The organism is uncultured Ruminococcus sp. (genome assembly GCA_902785355.1).
Classification (GTDB): domain Bacteria; phylum Bacillota; class Clostridia; order Oscillospirales; family Acutalibacteraceae; genus Ruminococcoides.
Genome location: CACZYF010000002.1, coordinates 32,769 through 58,964, shown reverse-complemented (window position 1 = coordinate 58,964; position 26,196 = coordinate 32,769). Strand labels below are relative to the sequence as shown.

The window sequence follows — 26,196 nt, the reverse complement described above, 5'->3', positions numbered from 1 at the left end:
AGCATATTATGGAACTGAATGTAAAGATCGCAAAGGATTTATTAAAGATAAAGGCGGTATTCTTCCGCCCCGAGGAGCCCTTTACATGGGCGAGCGGCATCAAGAGCCCTGTCTACTGTGACAACCGTCTCACTCTCTCGGATAAGGACGTCCGTACCGACGTCGAGGAGGGCTTGGCACAGCTTATCCGTGAGAATTACCCCGATGTCGAGGTGCTGATGGGTACCTCCACCGCGGGTATCGCCCACGCCGCCATCACCGCCCATATCATGGGCCTGCCGATGGGTTATGTCCGCTCCGGTCACAAGGATCACGGCAGACAGAACCAGATCGAAGGCAGACTGGAGAAGGGTCAGAAGGTCGTCGTTGTCGAGGATCTGATCTCGACCGGCGGTTCGGTGCTCGAGGTCGTCGACGTGCTCCGCGAGGCGGGCGCCGAGGTTCTGGGCATCGTGTCCATTTTCACCTACGGTATGCAGAAGGGTCTCGACCGACTCGCTGCAGCTGATGTGAAGAACATCTCTCTGACCAACTTCGACGTGATCGCCGATGTCGCCGCCGAGGACGGTTATATCCGTCCCGAGGACGTCGAGCGACTGATCAGATTCCGAAACAATCCCTCTGATGAAAGCTGGATCGGAGCAAACGCATGAGAAGTGTACTCGATATCGTTGATCTGAGCGTGCAGGAGCTCGAGGAGCTTATGCAGACTGCCTGCGACATCATAGACAACCCCGAAAAATATCAGGAGGCGTGCCGCCACAAGAAGCTCGCCACCCTGTTTTTTGAGCCCTCGACCCGTACCCGCCTGAGCTTTGAGGCGGCGATGTACGAGCTGGGCGGCAATGTGATCTCGGTCTCCTCGGCGGGCGCAAGCTCCGCCGCCAAGGGCGAGTCCGTCGCCGATACCGCCAAGACCGTTTCCTGCTACGCCGATATCATCGCTATGCGCCATCCCAAGGAGGGCGCGGCGCTGGTCGCCTCCCGCGCGGCGAGCATCCCCGTCATCAACGCGGGCGACGGCGGTCACAACCACCCGACCCAGACTCTCGCCGATCTGCTTACGATCTACCGCGAGCGCGGCGATATGAACAATATGACCATCGGTCTGTGCGGCGACCTCAAGTTCGGCAGAACCGTCCATTCGCTGATCAACGCGATGTCCCGCTATGAGGGGATCAAGTTCGTCCTGATCTCGCCCGAGGAGCTGAAGGTCCCGAGCTACGTCAAGAAGGATGTGCTCAAGAAGAAGCGCATCCCCTATGTACAGACCACCGATCTCGAGGGCGCGATGCCCGATCTCGACATCCTCTACATGACCCGCGTCCAGCGCGAGCGTTTCTTCAACGAGGAGGATTACCTTCGCCTCAAGGACAGCTATATCCTCACCCCCGAGAAGCTTAGGAACGCGAAGAAGGATCTCGCGATCATGCATCCGCTGCCCCGCGTCAACGAGATCAGCGTCGCGATTGACAGCGATCCCCGCGCCTGCTACTTCAAGCAGGTCTTGAACGGCAAGTACATGCGCATGGCGCTGATCTTAAAACTCTTGAAGGAGGCGGGCACGATATGAACATCGACTCTATTCAGAACGGTATCGTGATCGACCACATCACTGCCGGTAAGGGCATGAAGCTCTATGATCTCTTGAATCTCGACGAGCTCGACTGCTCAATCGCGATCATCAAGAACGTCCAGAGCAAGAAGATGGGGCGTAAGGACATCATCAAGATCGACGCGGATATCCCCGTCAATATCGATGTGATCGGCTATATCGACCCCGGCGCGACTGTCAATATCATCAAGAACGGCGAGCGTGCCGAGAAGATGAACATCCGCATGCCGTCGATGCTGACAAACGTCATCCGCTGCAAGAATCCCCGCTGTATCACCACCACCGAACAGGAGCTTGACCACGTGTTCAAGCTGACCGATAAAGAGAACAAGGTATATCGCTGTATCTACTGCGAAACCAAGGAAGAGAGGATCATCTAAATGGCAACCTTTATCAATGAACCCGCACATACTTTTAACGAATATCTGCTGATCCCGGGCTACTCGTCATCGGAGTGCATCCCCGCGAACGTCACCCTCAAGACCCCGCTGGTCAAGTATAAGAAGGAGGAGGAGAGCGTGATCACCATGAATATCCCGCTGGTCTCCGCGATCATGCAGGCGGTATCCGGCGACCGCCTCGCCGTAGCCCTCGCGACCCAGGGCGGCGTGAGCTTCATCTACGGCTCCCAGAGCGTAGAGGACGAGGCGGCGATGGTCAAGAGAGCCAAGAGCTATAAGGCGGGCTTTGTCCAGAGCGACAGTAACATCCGTCCCGACGCGACCCTTGCCGACGTCATTGAGCTGACCCGTCGTACCGGTCACTCCACCCTCGCCGTGACCGAGGGCGGCGCTCCCGACGGCAAGCTGCTCGGCGTCGTCACCAGCCGCGACTACCGTATCAGCCGTATGGATAAGTCGGAGAAGGTCGCTGACTTCATGACCCCGTTCGACAAGCTGATCTACGCTTATGAGGGCGCTACCCTCAGCGAGTGCAACGACATCATCTGGGATCATAAGCTCAATTCCCTGCCTGTTATCACCAAGGACGGCAGAATGCGCTACTTCGTATTCCGCAAGGACTACGACAGCCATAAGCAGAATCCTGACGAGCTCCTCGACGAGCATAAGCGCTATGTGGTCGGTGCCGGTATCAACACCCGCGACTATGCCGAGCGTGTCCCCGCCCTGATCGAGGCGGGCGCCGACGTGCTGTGCATCGACTCCTCCGAGGGCTTCTCGGAGTGGCAGAAGCTGACCATCGACTGGATCCGCGAGCACTACGGCGACAGCGTCAAGGTCGGCGCGGGCAACGTCGTTGACGCCGAGGGCTTCCGTTATCTCGCCGACTGCGGCGCCGACTTCATCAAGGTCGGTATCGGCGGCGGCTCCATCTGTATCACCCGTGAGACCAAGGGTATCGGACGCGGCCAGGCGACCGCGCTGATCGAGGTCTGCGCCGAGAGAGATAAGTATTTTGAAGAAACCGGCGTGTACATCCCCGTCTGCTCCGACGGCGGTATCGTTTACGATCATCATATCACGCTGGCGCTGGCGATGGGCGCTGACTTCATCATGCTGGGCCGTTATTTCGCCCGCTTTGATGAAAGCCCCTCCAACAAGGTCAGCATCAACGGAACCTATTATAAGGAGTACTGGGGCGAGGGTTCCCAGCGCGCGCGCAACTGGCAGCGCTACGACCTCGGCGGCGACAAGAAGCTCAGCTTCGAAGAGGGCGTCGATTCCCTCGTGCCTTATGCGGGTTCCTTAAAGGACAACGTCGCCCTGTCGCTCTCCAAGGTCAAGTCGACCATGTGTAACTGCGGCGCGCTGACCATCCGCGAATTACAGCAGAAGGCGAAGCTCACCCTCGTTTCCGCCACCTCGATCGTCGAGGGCGGCGCTCACGACGTTATCCAGAAGGATAAGAGCTCCGCGATGAAGTAAGAAAAGCTGAGAATGAGGAATTAGAGTTAGGAGTCGGTTAGAGTTAGGAGTTAGGAGTTAGGAATTTTGTGAAAGCCTGACGGCTTTTGGATTGATACAATGTCTGCTTTTCAAATGTATGCGGCTCATTATAGGGTTGCAGGCGGTATTGTTTTATCAAATGTATTACACAAATCGGGGGCGGGTGTCCCGCCCTTCACTCCTCACTCCTCACTCCTCACTTCTCACTTCTCACTTCTCACTGAGGCAATTTGGAGGTAACTATGAAGAAAATCGGTATTATCATGGGTTCGGACAGCGATCTGCCGATCGTCAAAAAGGCGACCGACATGCTGACGACCCTCGGTGTACCCTACGAGGTACATGTATATTCCGCTCATCGCACACCGGTTGAGGCGCGCGACTTCGCGCTGAACGCCCGTGAGAACGGCTTCGGCGTGCTGATTGCGGCGGCGGGCATGGCGGCTCACCTTGCCGGTGCGATCGCCGCCAACACCACCCTGCCCGTCATCGGTATTCCCTGTAAGGGCGGCATGATGGACGGTCTTGACGCGCTTTTATCCACCGTGCAGATGCCTACCGGTATCCCGGTCGCTACCGTCGCCCTCAACGGCGCTGCGAACGCCGCACTGCTCGCCGCTCAGATCCTCGCTGTAGAGGATAAGGAGCTCGCAAAGAAGCTTGACGATAAGCGCAGAGCTGACGCGGCGGTCGTCTTAGAGAAGGACGCGGGCATCGCGGACAGATTATAAAAACGGGTGAACAGCGAACGATGAATGGTGAAGGGCGGGCGCTGCCCGTACCCGAATTATAGAAATCCGGAACGCGTCAGCGTTTCTCAATACCATTCACCGTCAGTCATTCATCATTCACCGATTATTTGGAGGTAATTATGGGAGGCTTTTTTGGTATCACATCCACCGAGGATTGTATGATGGATGTGTTCTTCGGCGTTGACTACCACTCCCATCTCGGAACCCGTCGCGGCGGTCTTGCCGCCTACGATCCCGAGATCGGCTTACAACGCAAGATCCACAATATAGAAAACGCACCTTTCCGCACAAAGTTTGAACATATTTTTGAAGAGATGCAGGGTACCTCGGCGATCGGCGTTATCTCCGACACCGATCCCCAGCCGATGCTGATCCGTTCGCACCTCGGCACCTATGCCATCTGCAGCGTCGGTATCATCAACAACGCCGATGATCTGATCGCAAAGCACCTCAAGCATTCTTACGGCCATTTTGACGCGATGACCGGCGGCAGGGTCAACACCACTGAGCTGCTCGCCGCGCTGATCGACACCCAGTCGAGCTTTGCGGAGGGTATCAAGTTCGCTCAGAACATCATCGACGGTACACAGAACATCCTGATCATGTGTGAGGACGGTTCGCTGATCGCCGCGCGCGATAAGGTAGGACGACTGCCTGTGTGTATCGGCAAGAGCGAGTACGGTTACGCGGTATCCTTCGAGAGCTACGCGTACCGGAAGCTCGGCTACGAGGACGAGCGCGAGCTCGGGCCCGGCGAGATCGTTCGCCTTACGCCCGACAGCCTCAAGCAGCTCTCAAAGCCCGGTAAGAAGAAGCGTATCTGCTCCTTCCTCTGGAGCTATTACGGCTATCCGACCTCGACCTACGAGGGCGTGAACGTTGAGGTCATGCGCTATCGTAACGGTGTGATCATGGCACAGCACGACCGTGAGAATCTCGGCGACATCGACGTCGATTACGTCGGCGGTGTGCCCGATTCCGGTACGCCTCACGCGATCGGTTACGCGAACGCAAGCGGCAAGCCCTTTGCGCGCGCGTTCATCAAGTACACCCCGACCTGGTCGCGTTCCTTTATGCCCACCAACCAGAACGACCGCAACAAGATCGCGAAGATGAAGCAGATCCCGGTCTATGACCTGATCAAGGACAAGGATCTGCTGTTCGTGGACGACTCTATCGTCCGCGGTACCCAGCTGCGCGAGACGGTCGAGTTCCTGTATGAGAACGGCGCCAAGAGCGTTCACATGCGCTCCGCGTGCCCGCCGATCATGTACGGCTGTAAGTTCCTCAATTTCTCGCGCAACACCTCCGATATGGATCTGATTGCCCGCAGGGTGATTTTGGAACTGGAGGGAGAAGAGGGCTTCGACCATATCCGTGAGTATGCCGACGGCGCTACCGAGCGCGGTAAAAGGCTCAGAGAAACGATATGCGAGAAGCTGAAGTTCGATTCTCTCGACTTCCAGTCCCTTGACGGTATCGTCGAGGCGATCGGTCTCGATAAGTGCGAGCTGTGCACCTACTGCTGGGACGGCGAAGAATAGCGGCGAATGCGCGCATCTTTATAAAATCGTCATTGCGCGGCTCCCAAAGGAGCCGCGGCAATCTCAACCGATTAGTATTAGTATCATTATTCCTGTAAATGCTCTGGCATGAGCAGAAAGGTAGAATTATGAATTTGAATTCCAAATCAGAAGCTTACGCCGCGGCGGGCGTGGATATCACCGCCGGCTACAAGGCGGTCGAGCTGATGAAACAGCATGTCGCGCGTACCGCGACGGAGGGCGTATGCTCCGACGTAGGCGGTTTCGGCGGACTCTTCGAGATTGATCTGACCGGTATCACCAAGCCGGTTCTGGTCAGCGGTACCGACGGCGTCGGCACCAAGCTCAAGCTCGCTTTCCTGATGGATAAGCACGATACCGTCGGTATCGACTGTGTGGCGATGTGCGTCAATGATATTATATGCGTCGGCGCGAAGCCCCTCTTGTTCCTCGACTACATCGCCTGCGGCAAGAACGTTCCCGAGCGGATCGCCGATATCGTCAAGGGCGTTGCCGACGGCTGTGTGATGAGCGGCGCGGCGCTGATCGGCGGCGAGACTGCCGAGATGCCCGGCTTCTATCCCGAGGATGAGTATGACCTCGCGGGCTACAGCACCGGCGTGGTCGATAAGGATAAGATCATCGATAATACGAAGATGCAGGCGGGCGATGTGATCATTGCGCTGCCGTCCTCCGGCGTTCACAGTAACGGCTTTTCGCTGGTGCGCAAGGTCTTTGACGTCGAGAACGCCGATATCAAGACGCCGGTAGAAGCACTCGGCGGCAGAAGCGTGGGTGAGACCCTGCTCACTCCGACTAAGATCTATGTCAAGCCCGTGCTCGCGCTGCTTGAGAAGTGCGACGTCAAGGGTATCTCCCACATCACCGGCGGCGGCTTTTATGAGAACATCCCGCGTTCCATCCCCGACGGTCTGTGCGCGAGGATCCGCAAGGCGGACGTCCGCGTGCTGCCGATCTTTAAGCTGATCCGGGAGAAGGGCGGCATATCCGAGCGCGATATGTTCAATACCTTCAACATGGGTGTCGGCATGAGTATCGTCGTACCCGCTGATCAGGCTGACGAGGCGCTCGCGATCCTGCGCGCTCAGGGCGAGGACGCTTACCGACTCGGCGAGATCGTCACCTCCGATAACGGGGAGAAGATCGAATTATGCTAAAGGCAAAGATAGCCGTGCTCGTGTCCGGCGGCGGCACCAACCTGCAGGCGATCATCGACGCGCAGCACAGCGGCGTGATCCGCAGCGGCGAGGTCGTGCTGGTCATCTCAAACAACGCGAACGCCTACGCGCTCACCCGTGCAGAGAACGCCGGTATTGAGCACCTGTATATATCGAAAAAAGAGTTGAAGACCCAGGAAGCCTTTGAGGACGCGATCATCGCGGCTTTAGAGGAGCGGGAGATCGACCTGATCGTCCTCGCGGGCTTTATGTCCATCCTGTCGGAGCGCTTCACGGCGCGCTTTGACCACCGGATCCTCAACGTCCATCCGTCGTTGATCCCGTCTTTCTGCGGACAGGGCTACTACGGACTGCGCGTTCATGAGGCGGCGCTCGAGAAGGGCGTCAAGGTCACGGGCGCGACCGTCCACTTCGTCAACGAGATCCCCGACGGCGGCGAGATCATCGCCCAGAAGGCGGTCGAGATTCTCGACGGCGATACGCCCGAAGTGCTGCAAAAGCGCGTCATGGAACAGGCTGAGTGGATTATCCTCCCGCAGTCTGTGGAAAAGATCGCAAAACAGATATTAGATAACAGATAATAGATAACAGTTATGGAAAACGCTTCGCGTTTCGGATTCATATAATTGTCCGAGCGAAGCGAGTCTGAGAAACCGTTCTCTGTTCTCTATTCACTATTCTCTATAATAAAGGGGTAATTTGGAATGAATATCTACAAAATCAACGACATCACCGAACTGCTGGACGGCAACACCTATCCCGGCCGCGGTATCATCATCGGCAAGACTGCCGACGGGACGAAGGCTGCCACCGCCTACTTTATCATGGGCCGCAGCGCGAATTCCCGCAACCGTATCTTCACCGAGCGCGACGGTGCGGTTTATACCGAGCCCTTCGACGCTTCCAAGGTCGAGGATCCCTCGCTGATCATTTATGCAGCGATCCGCGAGTATGAGAACAATCTCATCGTCACCAACGGCGACCAGACCGACACCGTCTACGATGGCCTTGAAAAGGGGCTGAGCTTCAACAAGGCGCTCGAGAAGCGCGAGTTCGAGCCTGACGCGCCCAACCTGACCCCCCGTATCAGCGGTATGCTGACCTTTGAGGACGGCGACTTCTGCTATCAGATGTCGATCTTAAAGTCGATCGACCCCGAGGGCACCGACTGCGCCCGTTACGGCTTCTCTTATCCGTCTAAGGCGGGCTTGGGTCACTTCATCCACACCTACGTCTGCGACGGCAACCCGATCCCGACCTTCCAGGGCGAGCCTGAGCGCGTAGCGATCCCCGACAGCATCGACGCGTTCACCGATAAGCTGTGGAACGCCCTCGACGAGAATAACAAGATCTCCCTCTACGTCCGCTACATCGATCTCGAGACCGGCGAAGAGGAGAACCGATTGGTTAATAAGAATGTGTAAGTTCCCTGCTTCTGCGGCATGAATCGACCTTCGGTCGTGATTCGGATTGAAGCAATTCATTATAAAGGAGATAACATCATGAAAGAATTTGAGTTAAAATACGGCTGTAACCCTAACCAGAAACCCGCGAAGATCTTTATGCACGACGGCTCCGATCTGCCCATCGAGATTCTCTGCGGCAGACCCGGCTACATCAACTTCCTCGACGCGTTCAACTCCTGGCAGCTCGTCAAGGAGCTCAAGGAGGCGCTGGGACTCCCCGCCGTCACCTCTTTCAAGCACGTCAGCCCCACCTCGGCGGCTGTCGGCGTTCCGCTTTCCGATAAGCTGAAGAAGGCTTGCTTCGTTGACGATATCGAGGGTCTGGACGACAGCCCCCTCGCCTGCGCTTATGCGCGCGCACGCGGTACCGACCGTATGTGCTCCTTCGGCGACTGGGTCGCGCTGTCCGACGTCTGTGATGTGACCACCGCGCTGATGATCAAGCGCGAGGTCAGCGACGGCATCATCGCTCCCGGCTATGAGCCTGAGGCGCTGGAGATCCTCAAATCCAAGAGAAACGGCAACTACAATATCGTACAGATCGACCCCGACTATGTTCCCGATCCCGTAGAGCACAAGCAGGTCTACGGCATCACCTTCGAGCAGGGCAGAAACAACTTTGAGATCAACCGCGAACTCCTTCAGAATCTCGTCACCGCGAACAAGGAGCTGCCCGACAGCGCCGTGCGCGACCTGATCATCGCCCTGATCACCCTCAAATATACCCAGTCTAACTCCGTCTGCTACGCGGTCGACGGCCAGGCGATCGGCGTCGGCGCCGGCCAGCAGAGCCGTATCCACTGCACCCGTCTCGCGGGAAGCAAGGCGGATACCTGGTTCCTCAGACAGAGCGATAAGGTACTGAACCTACCCTTTAAGGAGGATATCCGCCGTCCTGACCGCGACAACGTCATCGACGGATATATCAACCGTAACGAAGAGGACGTTACCGCCGACGGCAACTGGCAGAAGTACTTTACCGAGCAGCCCGCTCCCTTCACCGATGAGGAGCAGCGCGCTTATCTCGATACGGTCAAGGACGTCGCGCTCGGCTCCGATGCGTTCTTCCCCTTCTCCGACAACATCGAGCGCGCCTATAAGAGCGGCGTCAAGTATATCGCCGAGCCCGGCGGCTCCATCCGTGACGATCTCGTCATCGAGTGCGCCGATAAGTACGGTATGGTGATGGCGTTCACCGGTATGAGACTGTTCCACCATTGATGGTTTGACCGTATCGAAAGAGGGTTTGGATATGTATTGCAGTAATTGCGGCTGTCCTGTAGAAGCGGGAGAAAGCTTTTGTCCTCAATGCGGCGCGCCGGTCGAGGTGCCTCAGCAGATGATGGATCAACAACCGTATCAACAACCGTATTATCCGCAGGAGCCTGTTTATATGCAGGCTCCCGTGCCGCCTCAGCCGCCGCGTAAAAACGTCCGCTCGGTAGTGATCGGCTCGATTGCCGGCGTGCTCTGTGCCGCTGTGGCGGTCGGTGGGATTTTTGCGGTTGTGGCACATCCGTGGCAGAAGAAGCTGACTACCGCACAGGCGTTTCGTGAATACGGAGAACTCCTGTTGAATTCAAAGAATGAGATCGGAAGCTTTGCCTCGGAGCATGAGGTACCGCCGGTCGCGGTTTATGATATCAACGGCAGCGGGATCGAGGATCTTGTCTTTGTCGAGAAGGACTCGCAGAGTAACGCCGTAAGAGTCTGTATCGCCGTTGACAGCGACGGCAGGATCGTTCGTAATACTACCGACAATGCCGAGCATTTCGTCCTGTTTACCAACCGCTCCGACGGTTCGTTGTATCGCTATACGATCATTGATAACACCGAGACCTTCAGCCGGCTCGTTCCCGAGGACGGGAGTACGGCTGAGAAGTTTGTCTGCGTGTTCGATGACAGCTCCGGCAGCGCGTCGTATGCGTATTATCCCGACGGCAAAACCGAGTCCGGCAACGCGGATGACGCGAAGCGGCAGTATGATCAGTTGATCGATCGTCTGAACACCTCTGATAAGGATATCATTGTTTCGGATCGAACATTGGATGAGATCGACGATCTCTTCCGTGATAAAAAAGATATCGCGTCCACCAGCTATGATGACGCGGTCGATTTGATCGGCAGCGAGGATAGCGATTCCGGCAATGATCCCACAACGCCTTCCGATAAGAATGATACCGACACCGCAAGCTCCGATGAGCGTAAGCAGGAGACCGAGAAGCCTACTCAGGCAAGGCCTACCGAGGCTGTCGAGGTCTACGGCGAGTTTGCCGGTAACTACATCTTTACCTCCGGCGCCGGCGCATGGGGGAGCAGTATCGAGCTCAAAAGCGACGGCAGCTTCACCGGCTCCTTCCATGATTCCAACATGGGAGAGAGCGGCGACGGTTATCAAAGTACGATGTATGTGTCCGAGTTCAGCGGAAGCTTTAAGAATCCGAAGAAGATCAACGATCATACCTATTATTTTGAGCTTGCGGATATCAGCTATGAGCGTAATCCCGGTGACAGGGAGATCCGTGATGACGGTAACGATCATTACACCCTGCTTATTTATTCCGAAGCTTATGGTCTTGATAAGGCGGATAAGGGTGTCTATGCCTATACCGCCGATGCTTCGTGGAGCGAGCTCCCGGAGGGCTTCAGACAGTGGTCAAGCGGGATGATAAGCAGCGATGTTGAGAATGACAGATTGGGCAGAAAATGTCTGTATGTGATCGAACCGAAGTATCCGTGGTTCGGAGAGAAAGAAAAAGCAGGTGACTGATATGAAAATAATGGTTGTCGGTGGCGGCGGACGTGAGCACGCCATCATCAAGAAACTGAGAGAGAATCCCGCGATCGAGACGATCTATGCCCTGCCGGGCAACGGCGGTATCGCCGCCGACGCCGTGTGCGTGAATATCGGCGCAACCGATATCGACGGTATCGTCAGATTCGCGGTCGAAAACAAGATCGACTACGCCGTCGTTGCTCCCGACGATCCGCTGGTGCTGGGCTGCGTCGACGCGCTCGAAGAAAAGGGCATCCCGTGCTTCGGCCCGCGCAGTGAAGCCGCGATCATCGAAGGCAGCAAGGTTTTTTCAAAGAATCTGATGAAGAAGTACGGCATCCCAACCGCCGCTTACGAGGTCTTTTCGGATGCCGAGGCGGCTCTCGCGTATGTTGAGACCGCTCCCATCCCGACCGTCGTCAAGGCGGACGGTCTGGCGCTGGGCAAGGGCGTCATCATCGCGATGACCCGCGATGAAGCGCGTGACGCGGTCATCTCCATCATGAAGGATAAGAAGTTCGGCAAGAGCGGTAACAGCATCGTCATCGAGGAGTTCCTCGAGGGGCCTGAGGTCAGCGTGCTGAGCTTTACCGACGGCAAGACCGTTGTGCCGATGATCTCTTCGATGGATCATAAGCGTGCCGGCGATAACGATACGGGGCTGAACACCGGCGGTATGGGTACCGTCGCCCCGAATCCCTATTATACCGACGCTGTCGCGAAGGAATGTATGGAAAAGATCTTTCTGCCGACCGTTGAGGCGATGAACGCCGAGGGACGAACCTTCAAGGGCTGTCTGTACTTCGGTCTGATGATCACTGCGGACGGTCCCAAGGTGATCGAGTATAACTGCCGTTTCGGCGACCCCGAGACCCAGGTCGTTCTGCCTCTCTTGGAGTCCGACCTCTATACGATCATGAAGGCGACTACCGACGGAACCCTCGCTCAGACTGAGGTGAAGTTCTCCGATAAGCATGCCGCCTGCGTTATCATGGCGAGCAAGGGTTATCCTACCGCTTATGAGAAGGGCTACGAGATCACCATCCCCGCTGAGATCACCGACTGCGTATTTGTCGCCGGCGCTGCCGAAAAGGACGGCAGGCTCCTTACCTCGGGCGGCAGAGTGCTCGGCGTGACCGCGATCGCCGATACCCTGCAGGGCGCGATCGACAGCTCCTATAAAATGGTAGAGCAGATCAGCTTCGATAACGCCTACTACCGTCATGATATCGGTAAGCGGGCGCTTGCTGCCGAACCCGAGGCATAATTGGAGGAAACCATGGTATATAGAATCTATGTAGAAAAACGAGAAGGACTGCAGAATGAGGCGAAAGCCCTGCTCTCCGATATCAATAACCTTTTGTCAATCCGCTCGCTGACCGACCTGCGCGTGATCAATCGCTACGATGCGGAGGATATCACCCCCGAGCTCTTCGACTATGCCGTCGGTACGGTCTTTTCGGAGCCGCAGTTAGATATAGCGAGCGAGGAGATCGACACGACCGGCGCATACACCTTTGCTGTGGAGTTTCTTCCCGGTCAGTTCGACCAGCGTGCGGATTCCGCCGCCCAGTGTATCCAGATCATCTCTCAGGGTGATCGTCCCATCGTCCGTTCGGCGAAGGTCTACGTCCTGTACGGCGACCTGACCGAGCCTGAGATCGCCGAGATCAAGAAGTACGTCATCAACCCCGTTGAGGCACGCGAGGCGGCTCTCGAGAAGCCCGCGACCTTAGCGGTTCAGTACGATATCCCTACCGCCGTCAAGACGCTCGACGGCTTCAACGAGCTTGACAGAGAGGGGCTCGAGCAGTTCGTCGCCGACTACGGTCTCGCGATGGACGCCGATGATATCGCCTTCTGTCAGCAGTATTTTCGGAGCGAGCACCGTGACCCGACCATCACCGAGATCCGCATGATCGACACCTACTGGTCGGATCACTGCCGCCACACCACCTTCCTGACCACCATCGACAGCGTGAAATTCGAGGATGAGCTGTTACAGCAGGCGTATGACGAGTATATCGCCGTTCGCAAAGGCTTAGGCAGAACCAAGCCGATCTGCCTGATGGATCTCGCGACCATCGCCGTCCGTCAGCTCAAGAAGGACGGCAAGCTCCCTAAGCTCGATGAGAGCGAGGAGATCAATGCCTGCACCGTGAAGATGGAGGTCGAGGTCGACGGCAAAAAGGAGCCGTGGCTCCTGCTCTTTAAGAACGAGACCCATAATCACCCCACCGAGATCGAGCCCTTCGGCGGCGCCGCGACCTGTATCGGCGGCGCGATCCGCGACCCGCTGTCGGGACGCGCTTACGTCTACGGCGCGATGCGCGTGACCGGCGCGGCTGATCCCACCGTTCCCGTCTCACAGACCATCGAGGGCAAGCTCCCCCAGCGCAAGATCGTTACCACCGCTGCGGCGGGCTACAGCTCCTACGGTAACCAGATCGGTCTCGCGACCGGTATCGTCGACGAACTGTATCACCCCGGCTACGCCGCGAAGCGTATGGAGATCGGCGCGGTCATCGCCGCCGCTCCCGCTGAGAACGTCCGCCGCGAGGTACCCGCTCCTGGCGACGTCGTGATCCTCTTGGGCGGCGCGACCGGACGTGACGGCATCGGCGGCGCGACAGGCTCCTCCAAGGCGCATAACGCCCATTCGGTCGAGACCTGCGGCGCTGAGGTGCAGAAGGGTAACGCTCCCGAGGAGCGTAAGCTTCAGCGCCTGTTCCGCAACGCCGAGGCGACCCGTATGATCAAACGCTGTAACGACTTCGGCGCGGGCGGCGTATCCGTCGCGATCGGCGAGCTCGCCGACGGTCTGGATATCGACCTCAACGCCGTGCCTAAGAAGTATGAGGGCTTGGACGGTACCGAGCTCGCGATCTCCGAGTCACAGGAGCGTATGGCTGTCGTTGTCGAGCCCGAGAACGTCGACGCGTTCATGGCGCTCGCGAAGGAAGAGAACCTCAACGCCTGCCCCGTAGCGGTCGTCAAGGCGGATCACCGCCTCACCATGACGTGGAACGGCGCAAAGATCGTGGATATCTCCCGCGAATTTTTGAATTCTAACGGTGCTGAAAAGCACATTGATATCACGCCCGCGAAACCCGAGGCGTATGATAAAGAGATCAGCGGCGGCTTCGCTGAGAATATGAAGAAGCTCGCCTCCGATCTGAACATATGCTCCAAGCGCGGACTCTCCGAGCGCTTCGACTCTACCATCGGCGCGGGTACTGTGCTCATGCCCTTCGGCGGAAAGCACCAGCTGACCCCGATCCAGGCGATGGTACAGAAGGTCAGTGTCGAGAAGAAGCACACCGATACCGTCTCCCTGATGGCGTGGGGCTACAACCCCCTGATCGCCGAGAAGAGCCCCTACCACGGCGCGTATCTCGCGGTCATCGAGTCGGTCTCCAAGCTGATTGCCACCGGCGCGTCCTTTGAGGATGTGTATCTGACATTCCAGGAATACTTCGAGAAGCCCGGCACCGACGGCAAGCGTTGGGGTAAGCCCCTCGCCGCTCTGCTCGGCGCGTTCAAGGCGCAGATGAACCTCGGTATCGGCTCCATCGGCGGCAAGGACAGTATGAGCGGCAGCTTCGAGGATCTCGACGTCCCGCCGACCCTCGTCTCCTTCGCCGTTACCACCGATAAGGCTGAGAACGTGATCTCGCCCGAGTTCAAGGCGGCGGGTCACAGGGTCTACCTGCTCACCCCCGATTATGATGAGAACGGCCTGCCCGAGACCGGCAGTCTCTTGAAGCTGTATGATAAGGTCACCGACCTCATGCGCGGCGGTAAGGTCTATGCCGCCTACACCCCGACCCTCGGCGGCGTAGCCGAGGCGGTGATGAAGAGCGCATTCGGCAACGGCTTCGGCTTTGCGTTTGATAAGGACATCGATCCCGACACCCTCTACGGTTATCGTTACGGCTCGTTCATTATCGAGACCGACGGCGAGATAGAGGGTACCCTGATCGGTACCGTGACCGACGACGGCGCGTTCACCCTCGGCGGCGAGTCCGTCAGCGCCGATGAGCTGCTCGGCGTTTATGAAAACAAGCTCGAGGGCGTCTATTCCTGCAATATTCCCGATACAAAGGCGCCGGTCGAGACCTTCTCCTTCACGGAAGAGACCGTCGCTCCCACACCTGCGATCAAGACCGCTAAGCCCAAGGTGCTGATCCCCGCCTTCCCCGGTACCAACTGTGAGTACGACTCCGCCAAGGCGATGGCTGACGCAGGCGCCGACGCCGAGATCATCGTCATCAACAACCTCAGCTCCTCCGGCATCAAGGAGAGCATTGAGCGGTTCGCGAACGCCCTGAAAACCGCCCAGATGGTGTTCATCCCCGGCGGCTTCTCCGGCGGCGACGAGCCGGACGGCTCCGCTAAGTTCATCACCGCATTCTTCCGTAACGCGGCGGTCAAGGAGGGCGTCACCGACTTGCTCGACAACCGTGACGGTCTGATGTGCGGTATCTGCAACGGCTTCCAGGCGCTGATCAAGCTCGGCCTCGTGCCCTACGGTAGGATCATCGATACCGATGAGAATTGTCCGACCCTGACCTACAACACGATCTCCCGCCACCAGAGCCGTATTGTACATACCCGCGTCGCCTCTAACAAGAGCCCGTGGCTGAGTCTGACGAACGTCGGCGACGTCTACACCGTCCCGATCTCTCACGGTGAAGGCAGGTTCTATGCCGGTGAGGAGCTTATCAAAAAGCTCGCCGAAAACGGCCAGATCGCGACCCAGTACGTCGATCTCTCCGGCAACGCGACCACCGACGTACACTTCAACCCGAACAACTCCGCTTACGCGATCGAGGGCATCACCTCGCCCGACGGCAGAGTCTTCGGTAAGATGGGTCACTCCGAGCGCAAGGGCAGCTTCCTGTACAAGAACGTCCCCGGAAACTACGATATCCGTATGTTCGAGGCTGCTGTCAAGTATTTTAAATAAGCATTTTGCTGATCGTGAGGCTGTCGCTGCTGCGGCAGCCTTTCTTCGTTTTGCATACGCATTTGTCGTGCATATTTTTTTCTTGCAAAACGTTTAATAATATAGTATAATGCAGTTATCTACGTGAAGGGAGTGATGATGTGAAGAAAGCCGCGAACCCACCTTCGGAGAAGGCCAAGGCGAGGGCAGAGAAGCGCGCGAAAACTGCCGCAGAGAACGAAGAGATCATGCGCGAAGTACTGTCCGAGACGCCCGACCCCGATCAACCTCTCGAGAAACCGAAGGGCGCGAATAAGCTGACCAAGCGTATCGGCATCATTCTTTTCGTCATCATCAACGCACTGGTCATCTACTTCACGGCGGCGAGGGAGTTCACCCGAAAGGAGCTTCCGCCGATTCATTTTTCATTTACGAATGTCCTTTTCCTCTTGGGAGGACTTGTCTGCCTCGCAATTGTGTTGGGCTGTGAAACCTTCAAGTATATCTTGATGATGCGCCATCTGGGCGAGAAGGTCTCGTGGCGGCACGCGTTCTCGACTGCCGCTCTCGGTAAGTACTACGACTGTATCACCCCCTCCGGCGCGGGCGGTCAGCCCTTCCAGATCTACTACTTACATTCCAACGGCTACAGCTCCGGCGCCGCCTCGGCAATGCCGCTGAGCGGCTTCTTTACGATGCAGTTTGGCTTTGTTATCCTCTGTGTTTTCACCTTCATCTTCGGTAACAGTGCAATGAATGCGACCGGTTTGACCGGTATCAAGATCACCGCGTATATCGGCGCTGTCGCATATACCCTGGTTCCCTTGATGATCATTATCTCCGGCGTCGCGCCGAAGATCGCGATGCGCATCGTGGCGTTCTTCGTCCGTTTGGGCGCAGCGATCCACCTTGTAAAGCGTCCGAACCACGCGATCATGAAGGCGGTGCGTTCGCTGAATAATTACAGCGTCAATATCAAGAAGATTACCAAGGATCGTAAGCTGCTCGTAAAGCTTCTTGTCCTCTCTACGATCTTCCAGCTCGCAATGTGCAGTATGCCGTTCTTTGCGGTACGTACCTTCGACGGCAAGCTCGGTTACTTTGAGGCGCTGTTCATGTGCGTATTCATTCAGGCTGCTGTCTCGCTGATCCCGACTCCCGGTAACGCCGGCGCGGCGGAGGGCTCGTTCTATATTGTATTCAGCTCTCTGGGTACGGCGGGTACCTTCTGGTCGATGCTTCTCTGGCGCTTACAGTGCTACTATTCCTTTATCATCATCGGCGTGCTGATCTACGGATATATCGCCGTGACGAAAATGCGTGAGAAACGCAGACAATTGAAACAAACGACAGAACAAGCGGAGTAGTCCTCCGCTTTTCTTTTGGAGGAGATCTATGATGAATCCCAAAGATATCCGCTCCGCACAGTTTCTGGACGCCTACTATCCGATCGTTGACGGCGTCGTGACCACAGTACATAACTATGCCGAGCTGATGAACCGAACCGCCTACAGCTGCGTTGTGACGCCCCGTCCCATGCTGCCGTATGACGACAGCGGGCTGAGTTACGAGGTCTACCGCACCAGCGCCTTGAAGATCCCGATCGCCGAGTACGCGACCCCGGTCCCGAAGCTGGACGGCAAGGTCAGGCAGTTCCTGCGTAACCGGAATATCGATATTTTTCATGCACACAGCCCGTTCATGGAGGGTACCTTCGCCTCGTCTTATGCGAAGAAGCTGGGAATCCCCAGCGTTGCGACCTTCCACTCCAAGTATTATGACGACGCCGTCAACATCACCGGATCCAAGACGCTCGCCAAGATCGTCGCCGCAAAGGTGGTCCGCTTCTACAACAGCGTCGACAGCGTGTGGGCATGCTCGGAAGGGACGGCGAACACACTGCGCAGCTACGGCTATCGCGGTGATATTTTCGTAATGGATAACGGTACGACCTTTGAGATGCCGCAGAATCCCGACATTTTGCGTAAGAAGGCGGCAGAGGCGTTCAAGATTCCCGAGGACAAGCATATCCTGCTGTTCGTAGGCCACCAGATCTGGCATAAGAACCTCAAGCTGATCCTCGATACCTTCAAGCTGCTGGATGAAAACAGCGATGATTACCGCCTTTTCATCGTCGGTAACGGCTACGACGCTCAGGCGATCCGCAAGTATGCCGATGATCAGAACTTCCGCGACGGTCACGTCAACTTCGTCGGTAAGATCTCCGACCGCGACGTACTCAGCGGTCTGTATCTCAGCGCCGATCTCTTCTTCTTCCCGTCGGTATATGACAACTCGCCGCTGGTGGTGCGCGAGGCAGCTTCTATGGGCGTCCCCTCGCTGCTCACGGAGGGCTCGAACGCCGCCGAGGCAGTGATGAAGGACGTTTCCGGCTTTACGGCGAAGGAGAACAAGGTCGCCATGTTCCGCGAGATCCTCCGAATCTTCGGTACGCCCGGACTGCTCGAAAAGGTCAGCGACGGCGCTCTGCATCATGTCGCCAAGACATGGAAGGAGATCGTCCCGCTCGTCCAGGATAAGTATGCCGAGATCATCGAGGAATATCGCTTTAAGCATAAAAATGATTGATTACCCTGCGGTACAGCGCGTCTGTACCGCTTTTTTTCACCAAAAACAGTTGGAATCAATTTGATTACATTTATCGTGCGTGATTGGTGAAAAAATTGTAAAAATTATGGCATCAATGTTACATTTTCCCTTGATTTCTCTATGCATATAGGTTATAATGGGTGTACCGGTGGCGTTCTGTGACATATTGTGACAGAATAAAACCGAGATCGCACAGAGGAGGCGGCAGAATGTTCTTAGGTACCAGCGACCATAACCTTGACAGCAAGGGCAGAGTGATTCTGCCGGCTGAGTTCCGCGAGGAGCTCGGCGAAACCTTCTATCTGACCATGGGCTTCAACCGCTGTTTGCAGGTGATGTCCGTGGCGCAGTTCGACCGTCTGCGCGATCAGATTCGGCAGCTGCCCGTCGATAAGGCGCTGGCGCTGCAGTATCTCCTGATCTCACCCGCCAAGCCGGTCTCGCCCAACGCACAGGGCAGAATCAGTATTCCCCAGAAGCTCCGTGAGGATCTGGGGCTCAACGGCGAGGTGACGGTCGTCGGTATGGATACCCGAGTCGAGATCTGGGATAAGGATACTTTTTCAGCGTTCATGGAGCGGCAGAAGCAGGCTTCCGTAGCGGAAGCGCTCGAGCTGCTGAGACTGTAAAGCTCATTGGAGCGATAGAGCGACCGTGTGATTTCAACCTAATTCAAAGGAGGCAGCTTCATTTGGAGTTTATGCATGTGACGGTACTGCTCCGTGAAGCAGTCGACGGACTGAATATCCGCCCCGACGGCGTGTACGTTGACGGTACCGCAGGGGGCGGGGGACACTCGGCAGAGATCCTCTCGCGGCTCGGTAACGGCTCGCTATACAGCATCGACCAGGATCCCGACGCCATCGCGGCGGTAACGGAACGGTTCAGGGATGATCCCCGCTCACATATCGTAGAGGGCAACTTCGGCGATATGAAGCAGCTTTTGAACGACCGCGGCGTGTTGCATGTTAACGGCGTTTTGTTGGATATCGGCGTATCCTCTCATCAGCTGGACGACGGCTCACGCGGCTTCTCATATCATGAGGACGCTCCGCTGGATATGCGTATGAGCCAAAGGGGCATGAGCGCCGCCGATTTAGTCAACACCCTCGAGGTCGGCGAGTTGAGCCGTATCATTTCTCTCTACGGTGAAGAAAAGTACGCCTATTCCATCGCAAAGGGCATTGTTCGCAGTCGTGCCGAGAAGCCGATCAAAACGACCCTGGAGCTCGCCGAGATCGTCAAAGAGAACGTACCTCAGAAGGTGCGCCGCGACGGACATCCCGCGCGCAAGACCTTCCAGGCGATCCGTATCGCGGTCAACCGTGAGCTCGACGTGCTCGAGAGCGGCTTACAGGGCGCCTTTGAGCTGCTCGATAAAGGCGGAAGGCTGAGCGTAATTACCTTCCATTCGCTGGAGGATCGCATTGTTAAGCAGTTTATGCGCGACAAAGCGCAGGGCTGTACCTGCCCGAAGGACTTTCCCGTCTGCGTCTGCGGGAAAAAGCCGCAGGTGAAGATCATCACCCGAAAACCGATCTTACCCTCGGCGGAGGAGCTTGAAAGCAATCCCAGAGCCAGATCGGCGAAGCTACGTATCTGTGAGAAGCTTTAATTATTCTCTGAGAGAATCAAAGAAACGTATTTTCGGCAGATATGGCAAATTATATTGCATTACCGCCTATATTTGTACAGTTTCACTATGGACATATGCGGGCGGATATAGTAGAATGATAACAACATTGTAATAATTACAATTTACTATAAATAGTTCAAAAAGCGCTGTTTAGCACTATATCCTGTGCTTACCGCCTGCATTCCGCGGCTAATAGTTACCGATTGATTACAGAAAGATTACAGCGCATGATTCCGAAGCGTAATACACGGCTGAAAAACAGAAACCAAAATGCTTGGAACGCCGCTTCGGTATAGATAGATTTGAGGTGCAGTATGGCTTATTACTCACACAGCAGCCTCGCCTATGACCTGAGTCTCTTTGAGGGAGATCCCGATTCGGACGCGGAGGTCATCGAGGATCTGCCTGCCGAGCAGAATGGCAGCTCAAAAGAGAATAATGATGACAGAGAACGATTCAAGCGTTCCGGACGAAAGGCACGTTCAAAGAGCAAGAAACGCCGTACCGGTGTATTACGTCTTTCATTGATCGCTGTTTTCGGTATCGCGATCGCGTTCATCGTTGTATCTATCATTCACGGTCAGGTTCAGCTGACGGAGCTGAACCAGGAGATCGTGAACGCCAAGGCGAAGCTCGCCGAGCAGCAGAGCGTGTACACTCAGCTGGAGATGAAGGTCGATTCCTCGATCTCGACCCCCGTGGTGGAGGAATATGCGCAGAATAAGCTGCATATGTCCAAGGCGACCAACGCCCAGAAAGAGTTTATCAATTTGTCAACGGGAGATAAGGCGGAGGTCACCATGACTTCCGACAAGAGTATTTTCGAGTCCATCGCCGAGGCGTTCGCTTCACTGTGGTCATAGCTTACCCGCTGACTGCATACAATGATTTGAGATAAGAGTTGAGATTTGTCTTAACTCTTATTCGTGTTTTTTATGAACAGTGGGTCGTGACGTTTTGATATATAAAATCAGGTTATACTCATTTCCGATAAAACCGACCGCTGATTGTTTATTACTGAAGAAAGGAGTGTCGCTCATTGGGCGCTAATCAAAAGCTCAGAAGAAGAACCGTCTGGCTCTTGGTCATCATTCTCGCGCTGGGCTTCGGCGCGGTCATCACGCGACTGGCGTTCTTGCAGTTGGTACAGGGCGAAGAACTCCAGCGCAGGGCGATCGAACAGCAGCTTTCTGACACGCCGATCTCCGCAAAGCGCGGCACTATCTACGATACCAACGGTAAGATCCTGGCGCAGTCCGCTTCGGTATGGCATGTCGTTATGGCTCCCGCTTATTTTGACGACGGACCCGAGGGCGATGAGCAGCGCGCATTTGTCGCGAAGCGCCTCTCCGAGATACTCAAGCTCGATGAAAAGGAGCTTCTTGAGGAAACGAAGCAGAACACCTACTATGTTTCCGTCAAGCGTAAGATCGAGAGCGAGGAGAAGGAGCAGATCTTAAAGCTCAAGGAGGAGCTCGCCGAAAAGTATCAGAAGTCGGGTATCCTCTCTCTTCTCGATGACTATAAGCGCTATTATCCGTATAACGATCTCGCGTCTTCGGTCATCGGCTTCACCGGCTCCGAGGATCAGGGCTTGTCGGGCGTAGAGTACCAGTACAACGACGATCTGTCCGGAACGCCCGGCCGTATCGTGTCGGCTCAGAACGGTATCCAGACCGAGATGCCCTTCGATTATAACCAGAACATCGGCGCCATCGACGGTAACTCCCTCGTACTCACCATTGATGAGACCGTCCAGAGCATTACCGAGAAATATATGAAGCAGGCTGTCATCGATAACGACGTCAAGGAGCGCGGCGTATGCGTAATCATGAACGTCAATAACGGCGAGGTGCTCGCCATGGCGACGGTCAACGGCTTCAATCCCAACGATCCCTATACCATCAACAAGGATCAGAAGGAAGAGATCGACAAGATCGACAACGACTATCTGATCGAGCATGACTATACCGAGGATCCCTCCCTTTTGTCAAAGGAGGAGCGCGACAAGCTGATCACTCAGGCAAAGAACGAGGCGGAGAGCGCCGCTTTGGCGCGTAATTGGCGTAACAAGGCGATCTCCGACACCTACTATCCCGGTTCGGTATTTAAGATGGTCACGCTTTCCATGGCGCTCGAGGAGGGCGTCGTCAATAAGGACAGCCGCTTCGTCTGTACGGGCGCGTTCCAGCTGTACGACGATACCATCCACTGTCACAACACCGCCGGTCACGGCTCACAGACCTACGCGGAATGTCTGCTCAACTCCTGTAACCCCGGCTTCATCCAGATCGGCCAGCTGGTCGGCAAGGAAAAGTTCTGGAACTACTATCAGGCGTTCGGCTTCTCTGAAAAAACCGGTATTGACCTTCCCGGTGAATCCGACGACCAGTTCTTCATCCATGACGGCATCGAGGGCAACATGCTCGATACCGACTTGGCGGTTGCTTCATTCGGTCAGAACTTCTCGATCACCCCGATCCAGATGATCACCGCGGCGAGCGCGGTCGCGAACGGCGGCTATATCGTACAGCCGCATGTTGTCAAGCAGATCCTTGACGCGGAGGGCAACGTCGTAAAGAATATTTCCACCGAGACCAAGCGGCAGGTTATCTCCGAATCTGTCTCTAAGGAAATGTGCGGTATCCTTGAGGAGAACGCCACTACCGGTTCCGGCTCTAACGGCTATGTCGCGGGCTACCGCGTCGGCGGTAAGACCGGTACGTCCGAGAAGCTGATCGACGTCAACGGAGACGGCGCGGATGACTATATCGCGTCATTCTGCGGATTCTCACCCGCTAACAATCCTCAGTATATTGCGCTGGTATTCTTTGACGCGCCTACCGCGGGCAACTACTACGGCTCCGCGGTCGCGGCGCCTGTATTTGTCAGCATTATGAGCGAGGTCCTTCCGTATCTGGAGGTCGTCGCCCAATATACCGACGACGAGGCATCCAACATCGACGCCTCCGTCGGCGCCTATACAGGTATGAGCGTCGAGGATGCGCTCAAGGCGGTTGAAAGCGACGGCTTCACCGCCCAGCTCAAGGGCGAGGGTACGACGATCGTATCCCAGAACCCGCCCGCCGGCACCGGCGTACCCTCCGGCGGTACCGTTGTGCTGTACACCGATAATTCCGCCGAGACCGATAAGGTTACGGTACCGAATTTCACGGGCTACAGCGTATCCGACTGTAACTACATCGCGGCGACCTACGGACTCAACGTCAGCGTGACCGGTATGGTTTCATCCGGCAGCTCCGCAGTATCTCAGAGCGTGCCCGAGGGCACCGAGGTCACGCCCGGTACGGTTATTACCGTGACCTTCACCGGTACCGGTATCGCGGATTAGCGTAAAGCTCAAAGCATAAAGCTTTGCTCAGTGTAATAAATGCTTAAAAGTGTGGTTGTAATTGATCGCTGATCATTAACCACGATAGAAGAGGTGTAACCATGGAAACAGGCTTATGGGCGTTCGGCGCGGCGATCGTGTCCTTCGCTATATCTGCCGTCGTAGGTAAATTTCTGATCCCCTTTCTCCACAGGCTGAAGTTCGGCCAGACGATTCTGGAGGAGGGTCCCAACTGGCATAAGGATAAGCAGGGTACTCCCACAATGGGCGGTATCATGTTCATCATCGGTATCGTGATCGCGACGACCGCGGGCGTATTGCTGTATGCTATCGGTCACGGCGGGCTGGATTCCGTCAGCCGCTTTGTGTTTATCGGTCTGCTGTATGCGCTTCTCAACGGCGGTATCGGCTTTATCGACGATTATGTCAAGGTTGTCAAGAAGCGCAATCTCGGCTTGACCGCGAAGCAGAAACTGATACTCCAGTTCATCAGCGTAGCGCTGTACCTGTTTTTGATGTATATCTGCAAGGATGACACCCGTATCATCGTTCCCTTCGTCGGTTATGTCGATCTGGGCTTTTTCTACTATATCATCATGGCGGTTGCGTTGGTCGGAATCGTCAACTCCGTCAACCTGACCGACGGGATCGACGGTCTGGACGGCTCGATCACCTTCTTCTGCTGCCTGTTTATGATGCTGATCGCGAACGTGCTCGGCGGCCATCAGGCAAACGTTATCTATGCCGCGGCAGCCGCAGGCGGTTGTCTGGGCTTCTTGATCTGGAACTTCCACCCTGCGAAGTGCTTCATGGGCGATACAGGCTCGCTGTTTTTGGGCGGAATGGTGTGTTCCCTCGCGGTCGCGATGGATATGCAGCTGATGCTTCTCCTGCTGGCGCTCACCTATATCCTCGAAGAACTCAGCGTCGTTCTGCAGGTCAGCTACTTCAAGCTAACCCACGGTAAACGTCTGTTTAAGATGTCGCCTATCCACCATCATTTTGAGATGTGCGGCTGGTCGGAGATGAAGATCGTCTGTGTATTCTCGGCGTTTACCGCACTGTGCGGTCTGACCGCCCTGCTGCTGGTCATCTTCGGCTTGACCTGATTCCTTAAACTACGAAAGGAGGAGGCATATGACTTCATTAAAGGATATTTCTCGCCGTAGGATCGAAGCGTTCAAGCGCGAGAGGGATGCCTCATCCAACGGAGGCAGACGTAAGATAAAGTTCTCCCTGCTGTCGATCGGCAAGGGAATCGATATTCCGTTTATTATCATTATGCTCGCTCTTTTGATCATCGGCATCACTATGATGTTCAGTGCGAGTTATCCGGTCGCCTTCTACGAGATCGGCGACAGTTATTATTACCTCAAGCGACAGTTGATTTTCGCCGTTATCGGTCTGGTGATCATGTTCGCGGTATCCTTTATTGACTACCACTATTATCACCGTTTCGCGGTAATTATCCTTGGCGTCAGCTACTTTGCGCTGATGCTGGTACTGGTACTGCCGTCTCAGGCGGGAGGCGTACATCGGTGGATCGGCGTCGGCGCCTTCGGTATCCAGGCATCCGAGATCAGTAAGTTTGCGATCATCCTGTTCATGGCTCACTGGGGCAGCCGATATTATGATAAGATGGGAACGCTGAAATACGGCGTTCTTCCCGGTGCGGCGGTCTTCGGCTCTACGGCGGCGCTGCTGATCCTCGAGCCGCACTACTCCTGTATCGTTATCTGCGCGATGCTCACCGTTATCATGATGTTTGTTTCGGGCATCAAGATTAAGTGGCTCGCGATCGGCGCGGGTGTCCTCGCCGTTATCATCCTACTGCTGTGGGTCACCGGTGCGCTGACCTACGCGATGGAACGTATGGACGGTTGGGGTCAGGCGCTCAACGACGACCTCGACCGCGATATGTGGAACGCGACCTGGCAGACGCGAAACAGCCTTTACGCGATCGGTTCGGGCGGTCTGTTCGGTCTCGGACTCGGTCAGAGCAGGCAGAAGTATCTATACCTGCCCGAACCGCAGAACGACTTCATCTTCGCCATCGTGTGCGAGGAGCTCGGTCTGGTCGGCGCGGTCGTGATTCTGCTGATCTTCGCACTTTTGGTCTGGCGCGGCGTTATCATTTCGCTGCGCGCACGCGATCGCTTCGGCAAGCTGCTCGGAATCGGACTGATCAGTCATATCGGACTACAGGTTATTTTGAATATATTGGTTATTACGGACTGGCTGCCGAACACAGGTATCTCCCTGCCGTTCTTCAGCTACGGTGGCTCGTCGCTGCTGACGCTGATGTTTGAGATGGGCGTTATCCTCTCGGTATCCAGAACATCGAATATAGAGAAATCTTAACCGGATAACGGATAACAGATAACGGATAAT

The 26,196-nt window shown here is 55.9% G+C and carries 21 protein-coding genes; all 21 read left to right on the top strand.

The features are described 5' to 3' along the window. The first annotated feature begins 8 nt into the window (after positions 1-8). The 21 genes from pyrE (at position 9) to R2I50_RS00825 (ending at position 26,166) form a co-directional block, all read left to right on the top strand. Positions 9-653 (top strand): orotate phosphoribosyltransferase, encoded by a 645-nt coding sequence (gene pyrE, locus R2I50_RS00925; protein ID WP_316607189.1) that lies wholly within the window; start codon positions 9-11, stop codon positions 651-653. Next, positions 650-1,573, top strand: a complete 924-nt coding sequence (gene pyrB / locus R2I50_RS00920; RefSeq protein WP_316607188.1) for an aspartate carbamoyltransferase — start codon at positions 650-652, stop codon at positions 1,571-1,573. The genes pyrE and pyrB overlap by 4 nt, the downstream gene beginning before the upstream one ends. Further along, positions 1,570-1,995, top strand: coding sequence for an aspartate carbamoyltransferase regulatory subunit (locus tag R2I50_RS00915; RefSeq protein ID WP_316607186.1), 426 nt, complete (start codon positions 1,570-1,572; stop codon positions 1,993-1,995). Before pyrB ends, R2I50_RS00915 begins: the two co-directional genes overlap by 4 nt. Beyond that, entirely contained in the window at positions 1,996-3,501 is a 1,506-nt protein-coding gene (locus tag R2I50_RS00910; protein ID WP_316607184.1) for an IMP dehydrogenase, read from the top strand. It abuts the gene before it with no gap. 263 nt (positions 3,502-3,764) lie between these two features. Next, positions 3,765-4,253 (top strand): 5-(carboxyamino)imidazole ribonucleotide mutase, encoded by a 489-nt coding sequence (gene purE / locus R2I50_RS00905; protein WP_316607183.1) that lies wholly within the window; start codon positions 3,765-3,767, stop codon positions 4,251-4,253. Positions 4,254-4,393: 140 nt separating this feature from the next. Next, positions 4,394-5,818, top strand: a complete 1,425-nt coding sequence (locus R2I50_RS00900) for an amidophosphoribosyltransferase (protein WP_316607182.1) — start codon at positions 4,394-4,396, stop codon at positions 5,816-5,818. A 128-nt stretch (positions 5,819-5,946) separates the two neighbouring features. Further along, a complete protein-coding gene (gene purM / locus R2I50_RS00895) occupies positions 5,947-6,996 on the top strand; it encodes a phosphoribosylformylglycinamidine cyclo-ligase (protein ID WP_316607181.1) in 1,050 nt (349 codons plus the stop codon). Then, a complete protein-coding gene (gene purN, locus R2I50_RS00890; RefSeq protein WP_316607180.1) occupies positions 6,990-7,598 on the top strand; it encodes a phosphoribosylglycinamide formyltransferase in 609 nt (202 codons plus the stop codon). Before purM ends, purN begins: the two co-directional genes overlap by 7 nt. A 123-nt stretch (positions 7,599-7,721) precedes the next feature. Continuing rightward, on the top strand, positions 7,722-8,441 hold the full coding sequence (locus R2I50_RS00885) for an IMP cyclohydrolase (protein WP_316607179.1): 720 nt from the start codon (positions 7,722-7,724) through the stop codon (positions 8,439-8,441). A 78-nt stretch (positions 8,442-8,519) separates the two neighbouring features. Beyond that, positions 8,520-9,704, top strand: a complete 1,185-nt coding sequence (locus R2I50_RS00880) for a phosphoribosylaminoimidazolecarboxamide formyltransferase (RefSeq protein ID WP_316607178.1) — start codon at positions 8,520-8,522, stop codon at positions 9,702-9,704. 31 nt (positions 9,705-9,735) lie between these two features. Beyond that, a complete protein-coding gene (locus R2I50_RS00875) occupies positions 9,736-11,253 on the top strand; it encodes a zinc ribbon domain-containing protein (RefSeq protein ID WP_316607177.1) in 1,518 nt (505 codons plus the stop codon). Between the two features lies 1 nt (position 11,254). Beyond that, on the top strand, positions 11,255-12,526 hold the full coding sequence (gene purD, locus R2I50_RS00870) for a phosphoribosylamine--glycine ligase (protein WP_316607176.1): 1,272 nt from the start codon (positions 11,255-11,257) through the stop codon (positions 12,524-12,526). 12 nt (positions 12,527-12,538) lie between these two features. Then, a complete protein-coding gene (locus R2I50_RS00865) occupies positions 12,539-16,228 on the top strand; it encodes a phosphoribosylformylglycinamidine synthase (RefSeq protein WP_316607175.1) in 3,690 nt (1,229 codons plus the stop codon). Between the two features lie 140 nt (positions 16,229-16,368). Continuing rightward, positions 16,369-17,574 (top strand): lysylphosphatidylglycerol synthase transmembrane domain-containing protein, encoded by a 1,206-nt coding sequence (locus R2I50_RS00860; protein WP_316607174.1) that lies wholly within the window; start codon positions 16,369-16,371, stop codon positions 17,572-17,574. 28 nt (positions 17,575-17,602) lie between these two features. After that, positions 17,603-18,796 (top strand): glycosyltransferase, encoded by a 1,194-nt coding sequence (locus tag R2I50_RS00855; RefSeq protein ID WP_316607173.1) that lies wholly within the window; start codon positions 17,603-17,605, stop codon positions 18,794-18,796. Positions 18,797-19,026: 230 nt separating this feature from the next. Further along, a complete protein-coding gene (gene mraZ, locus R2I50_RS00850) occupies positions 19,027-19,446 on the top strand; it encodes a division/cell wall cluster transcriptional repressor MraZ (protein WP_316607172.1) in 420 nt (139 codons plus the stop codon). 62 nt (positions 19,447-19,508) lie between these two features. Next, on the top strand, positions 19,509-20,432 hold the full coding sequence (rsmH, locus tag R2I50_RS00845; protein WP_316607171.1) for a 16S rRNA (cytosine(1402)-N(4))-methyltransferase RsmH: 924 nt from the start codon (positions 19,509-19,511) through the stop codon (positions 20,430-20,432). Between the two features lie 335 nt (positions 20,433-20,767). After that, positions 20,768-21,316: a septum formation initiator family protein gene (locus tag R2I50_RS00840; RefSeq protein ID WP_316607170.1), complete on the top strand. Its 549-nt coding sequence runs from the start codon at positions 20,768-20,770 to the stop codon at positions 21,314-21,316. 176 nt (positions 21,317-21,492) lie between these two features. Continuing rightward, positions 21,493-23,805, top strand: a complete 2,313-nt coding sequence (locus R2I50_RS00835; protein WP_316607169.1) for a penicillin-binding transpeptidase domain-containing protein — start codon at positions 21,493-21,495, stop codon at positions 23,803-23,805. Between the two features lie 101 nt (positions 23,806-23,906). Beyond that, positions 23,907-24,914, top strand: a complete 1,008-nt coding sequence (mraY, locus tag R2I50_RS00830) for a phospho-N-acetylmuramoyl-pentapeptide-transferase (RefSeq protein ID WP_316607168.1) — start codon at positions 23,907-23,909, stop codon at positions 24,912-24,914. Between the two features lie 28 nt (positions 24,915-24,942). Next, a complete protein-coding gene (locus tag R2I50_RS00825; protein WP_316607167.1) occupies positions 24,943-26,166 on the top strand; it encodes a putative peptidoglycan glycosyltransferase FtsW in 1,224 nt (407 codons plus the stop codon). Positions 26,167-26,196 lie beyond the last annotated feature (30 nt).

Coding starts and splice junctions, on each gene's coding strand:
- R2I50_RS00880 (WP_316607178.1), top strand. CDS start 8,520: ATGAAAGAATTTGAGTTAAAATACGGCTGTAACCCTAACCAGAAACCC.
- R2I50_RS00855 (WP_316607173.1), top strand. CDS start 17,603: ATGATGAATCCCAAAGATATCCGCTCCGCACAGTTTCTGGACGCCTAC.
- R2I50_RS00840 (WP_316607170.1), top strand. CDS start 20,768: ATGGCTTATTACTCACACAGCAGCCTCGCCTATGACCTGAGTCTCTTT.
- purM (WP_316607181.1), top strand. CDS start 5,947: ATGAATTTGAATTCCAAATCAGAAGCTTACGCCGCGGCGGGCGTGGAT.
- R2I50_RS00865 (WP_316607175.1), top strand. CDS start 12,539: ATGGTATATAGAATCTATGTAGAAAAACGAGAAGGACTGCAGAATGAG.
- R2I50_RS00875 (WP_316607177.1), top strand. CDS start 9,736: ATGTATTGCAGTAATTGCGGCTGTCCTGTAGAAGCGGGAGAAAGCTTT.
- pyrB (WP_316607188.1), top strand. CDS start 650: ATGAGAAGTGTACTCGATATCGTTGATCTGAGCGTGCAGGAGCTCGAG.
- R2I50_RS00825 (WP_316607167.1), top strand. CDS start 24,943: ATGACTTCATTAAAGGATATTTCTCGCCGTAGGATCGAAGCGTTCAAG.
- R2I50_RS00910 (WP_316607184.1), top strand. CDS start 1,996: ATGGCAACCTTTATCAATGAACCCGCACATACTTTTAACGAATATCTG.
- mraY (WP_316607168.1), top strand. CDS start 23,907: ATGGAAACAGGCTTATGGGCGTTCGGCGCGGCGATCGTGTCCTTCGCT.
- purN (WP_316607180.1), top strand. CDS start 6,990: ATGCTAAAGGCAAAGATAGCCGTGCTCGTGTCCGGCGGCGGCACCAAC.
- R2I50_RS00885 (WP_316607179.1), top strand. CDS start 7,722: ATGAATATCTACAAAATCAACGACATCACCGAACTGCTGGACGGCAAC.
- R2I50_RS00915 (WP_316607186.1), top strand. CDS start 1,570: ATGAACATCGACTCTATTCAGAACGGTATCGTGATCGACCACATCACT.
- pyrE (WP_316607189.1), top strand. CDS start 9: ATGGAACTGAATGTAAAGATCGCAAAGGATTTATTAAAGATAAAGGCG.
- purE (WP_316607183.1), top strand. CDS start 3,765: ATGAAGAAAATCGGTATTATCATGGGTTCGGACAGCGATCTGCCGATC.
- R2I50_RS00900 (WP_316607182.1), top strand. CDS start 4,394: ATGGGAGGCTTTTTTGGTATCACATCCACCGAGGATTGTATGATGGAT.
- mraZ (WP_316607172.1), top strand. CDS start 19,027: ATGTTCTTAGGTACCAGCGACCATAACCTTGACAGCAAGGGCAGAGTG.
- purD (WP_316607176.1), top strand. CDS start 11,255: ATGAAAATAATGGTTGTCGGTGGCGGCGGACGTGAGCACGCCATCATC.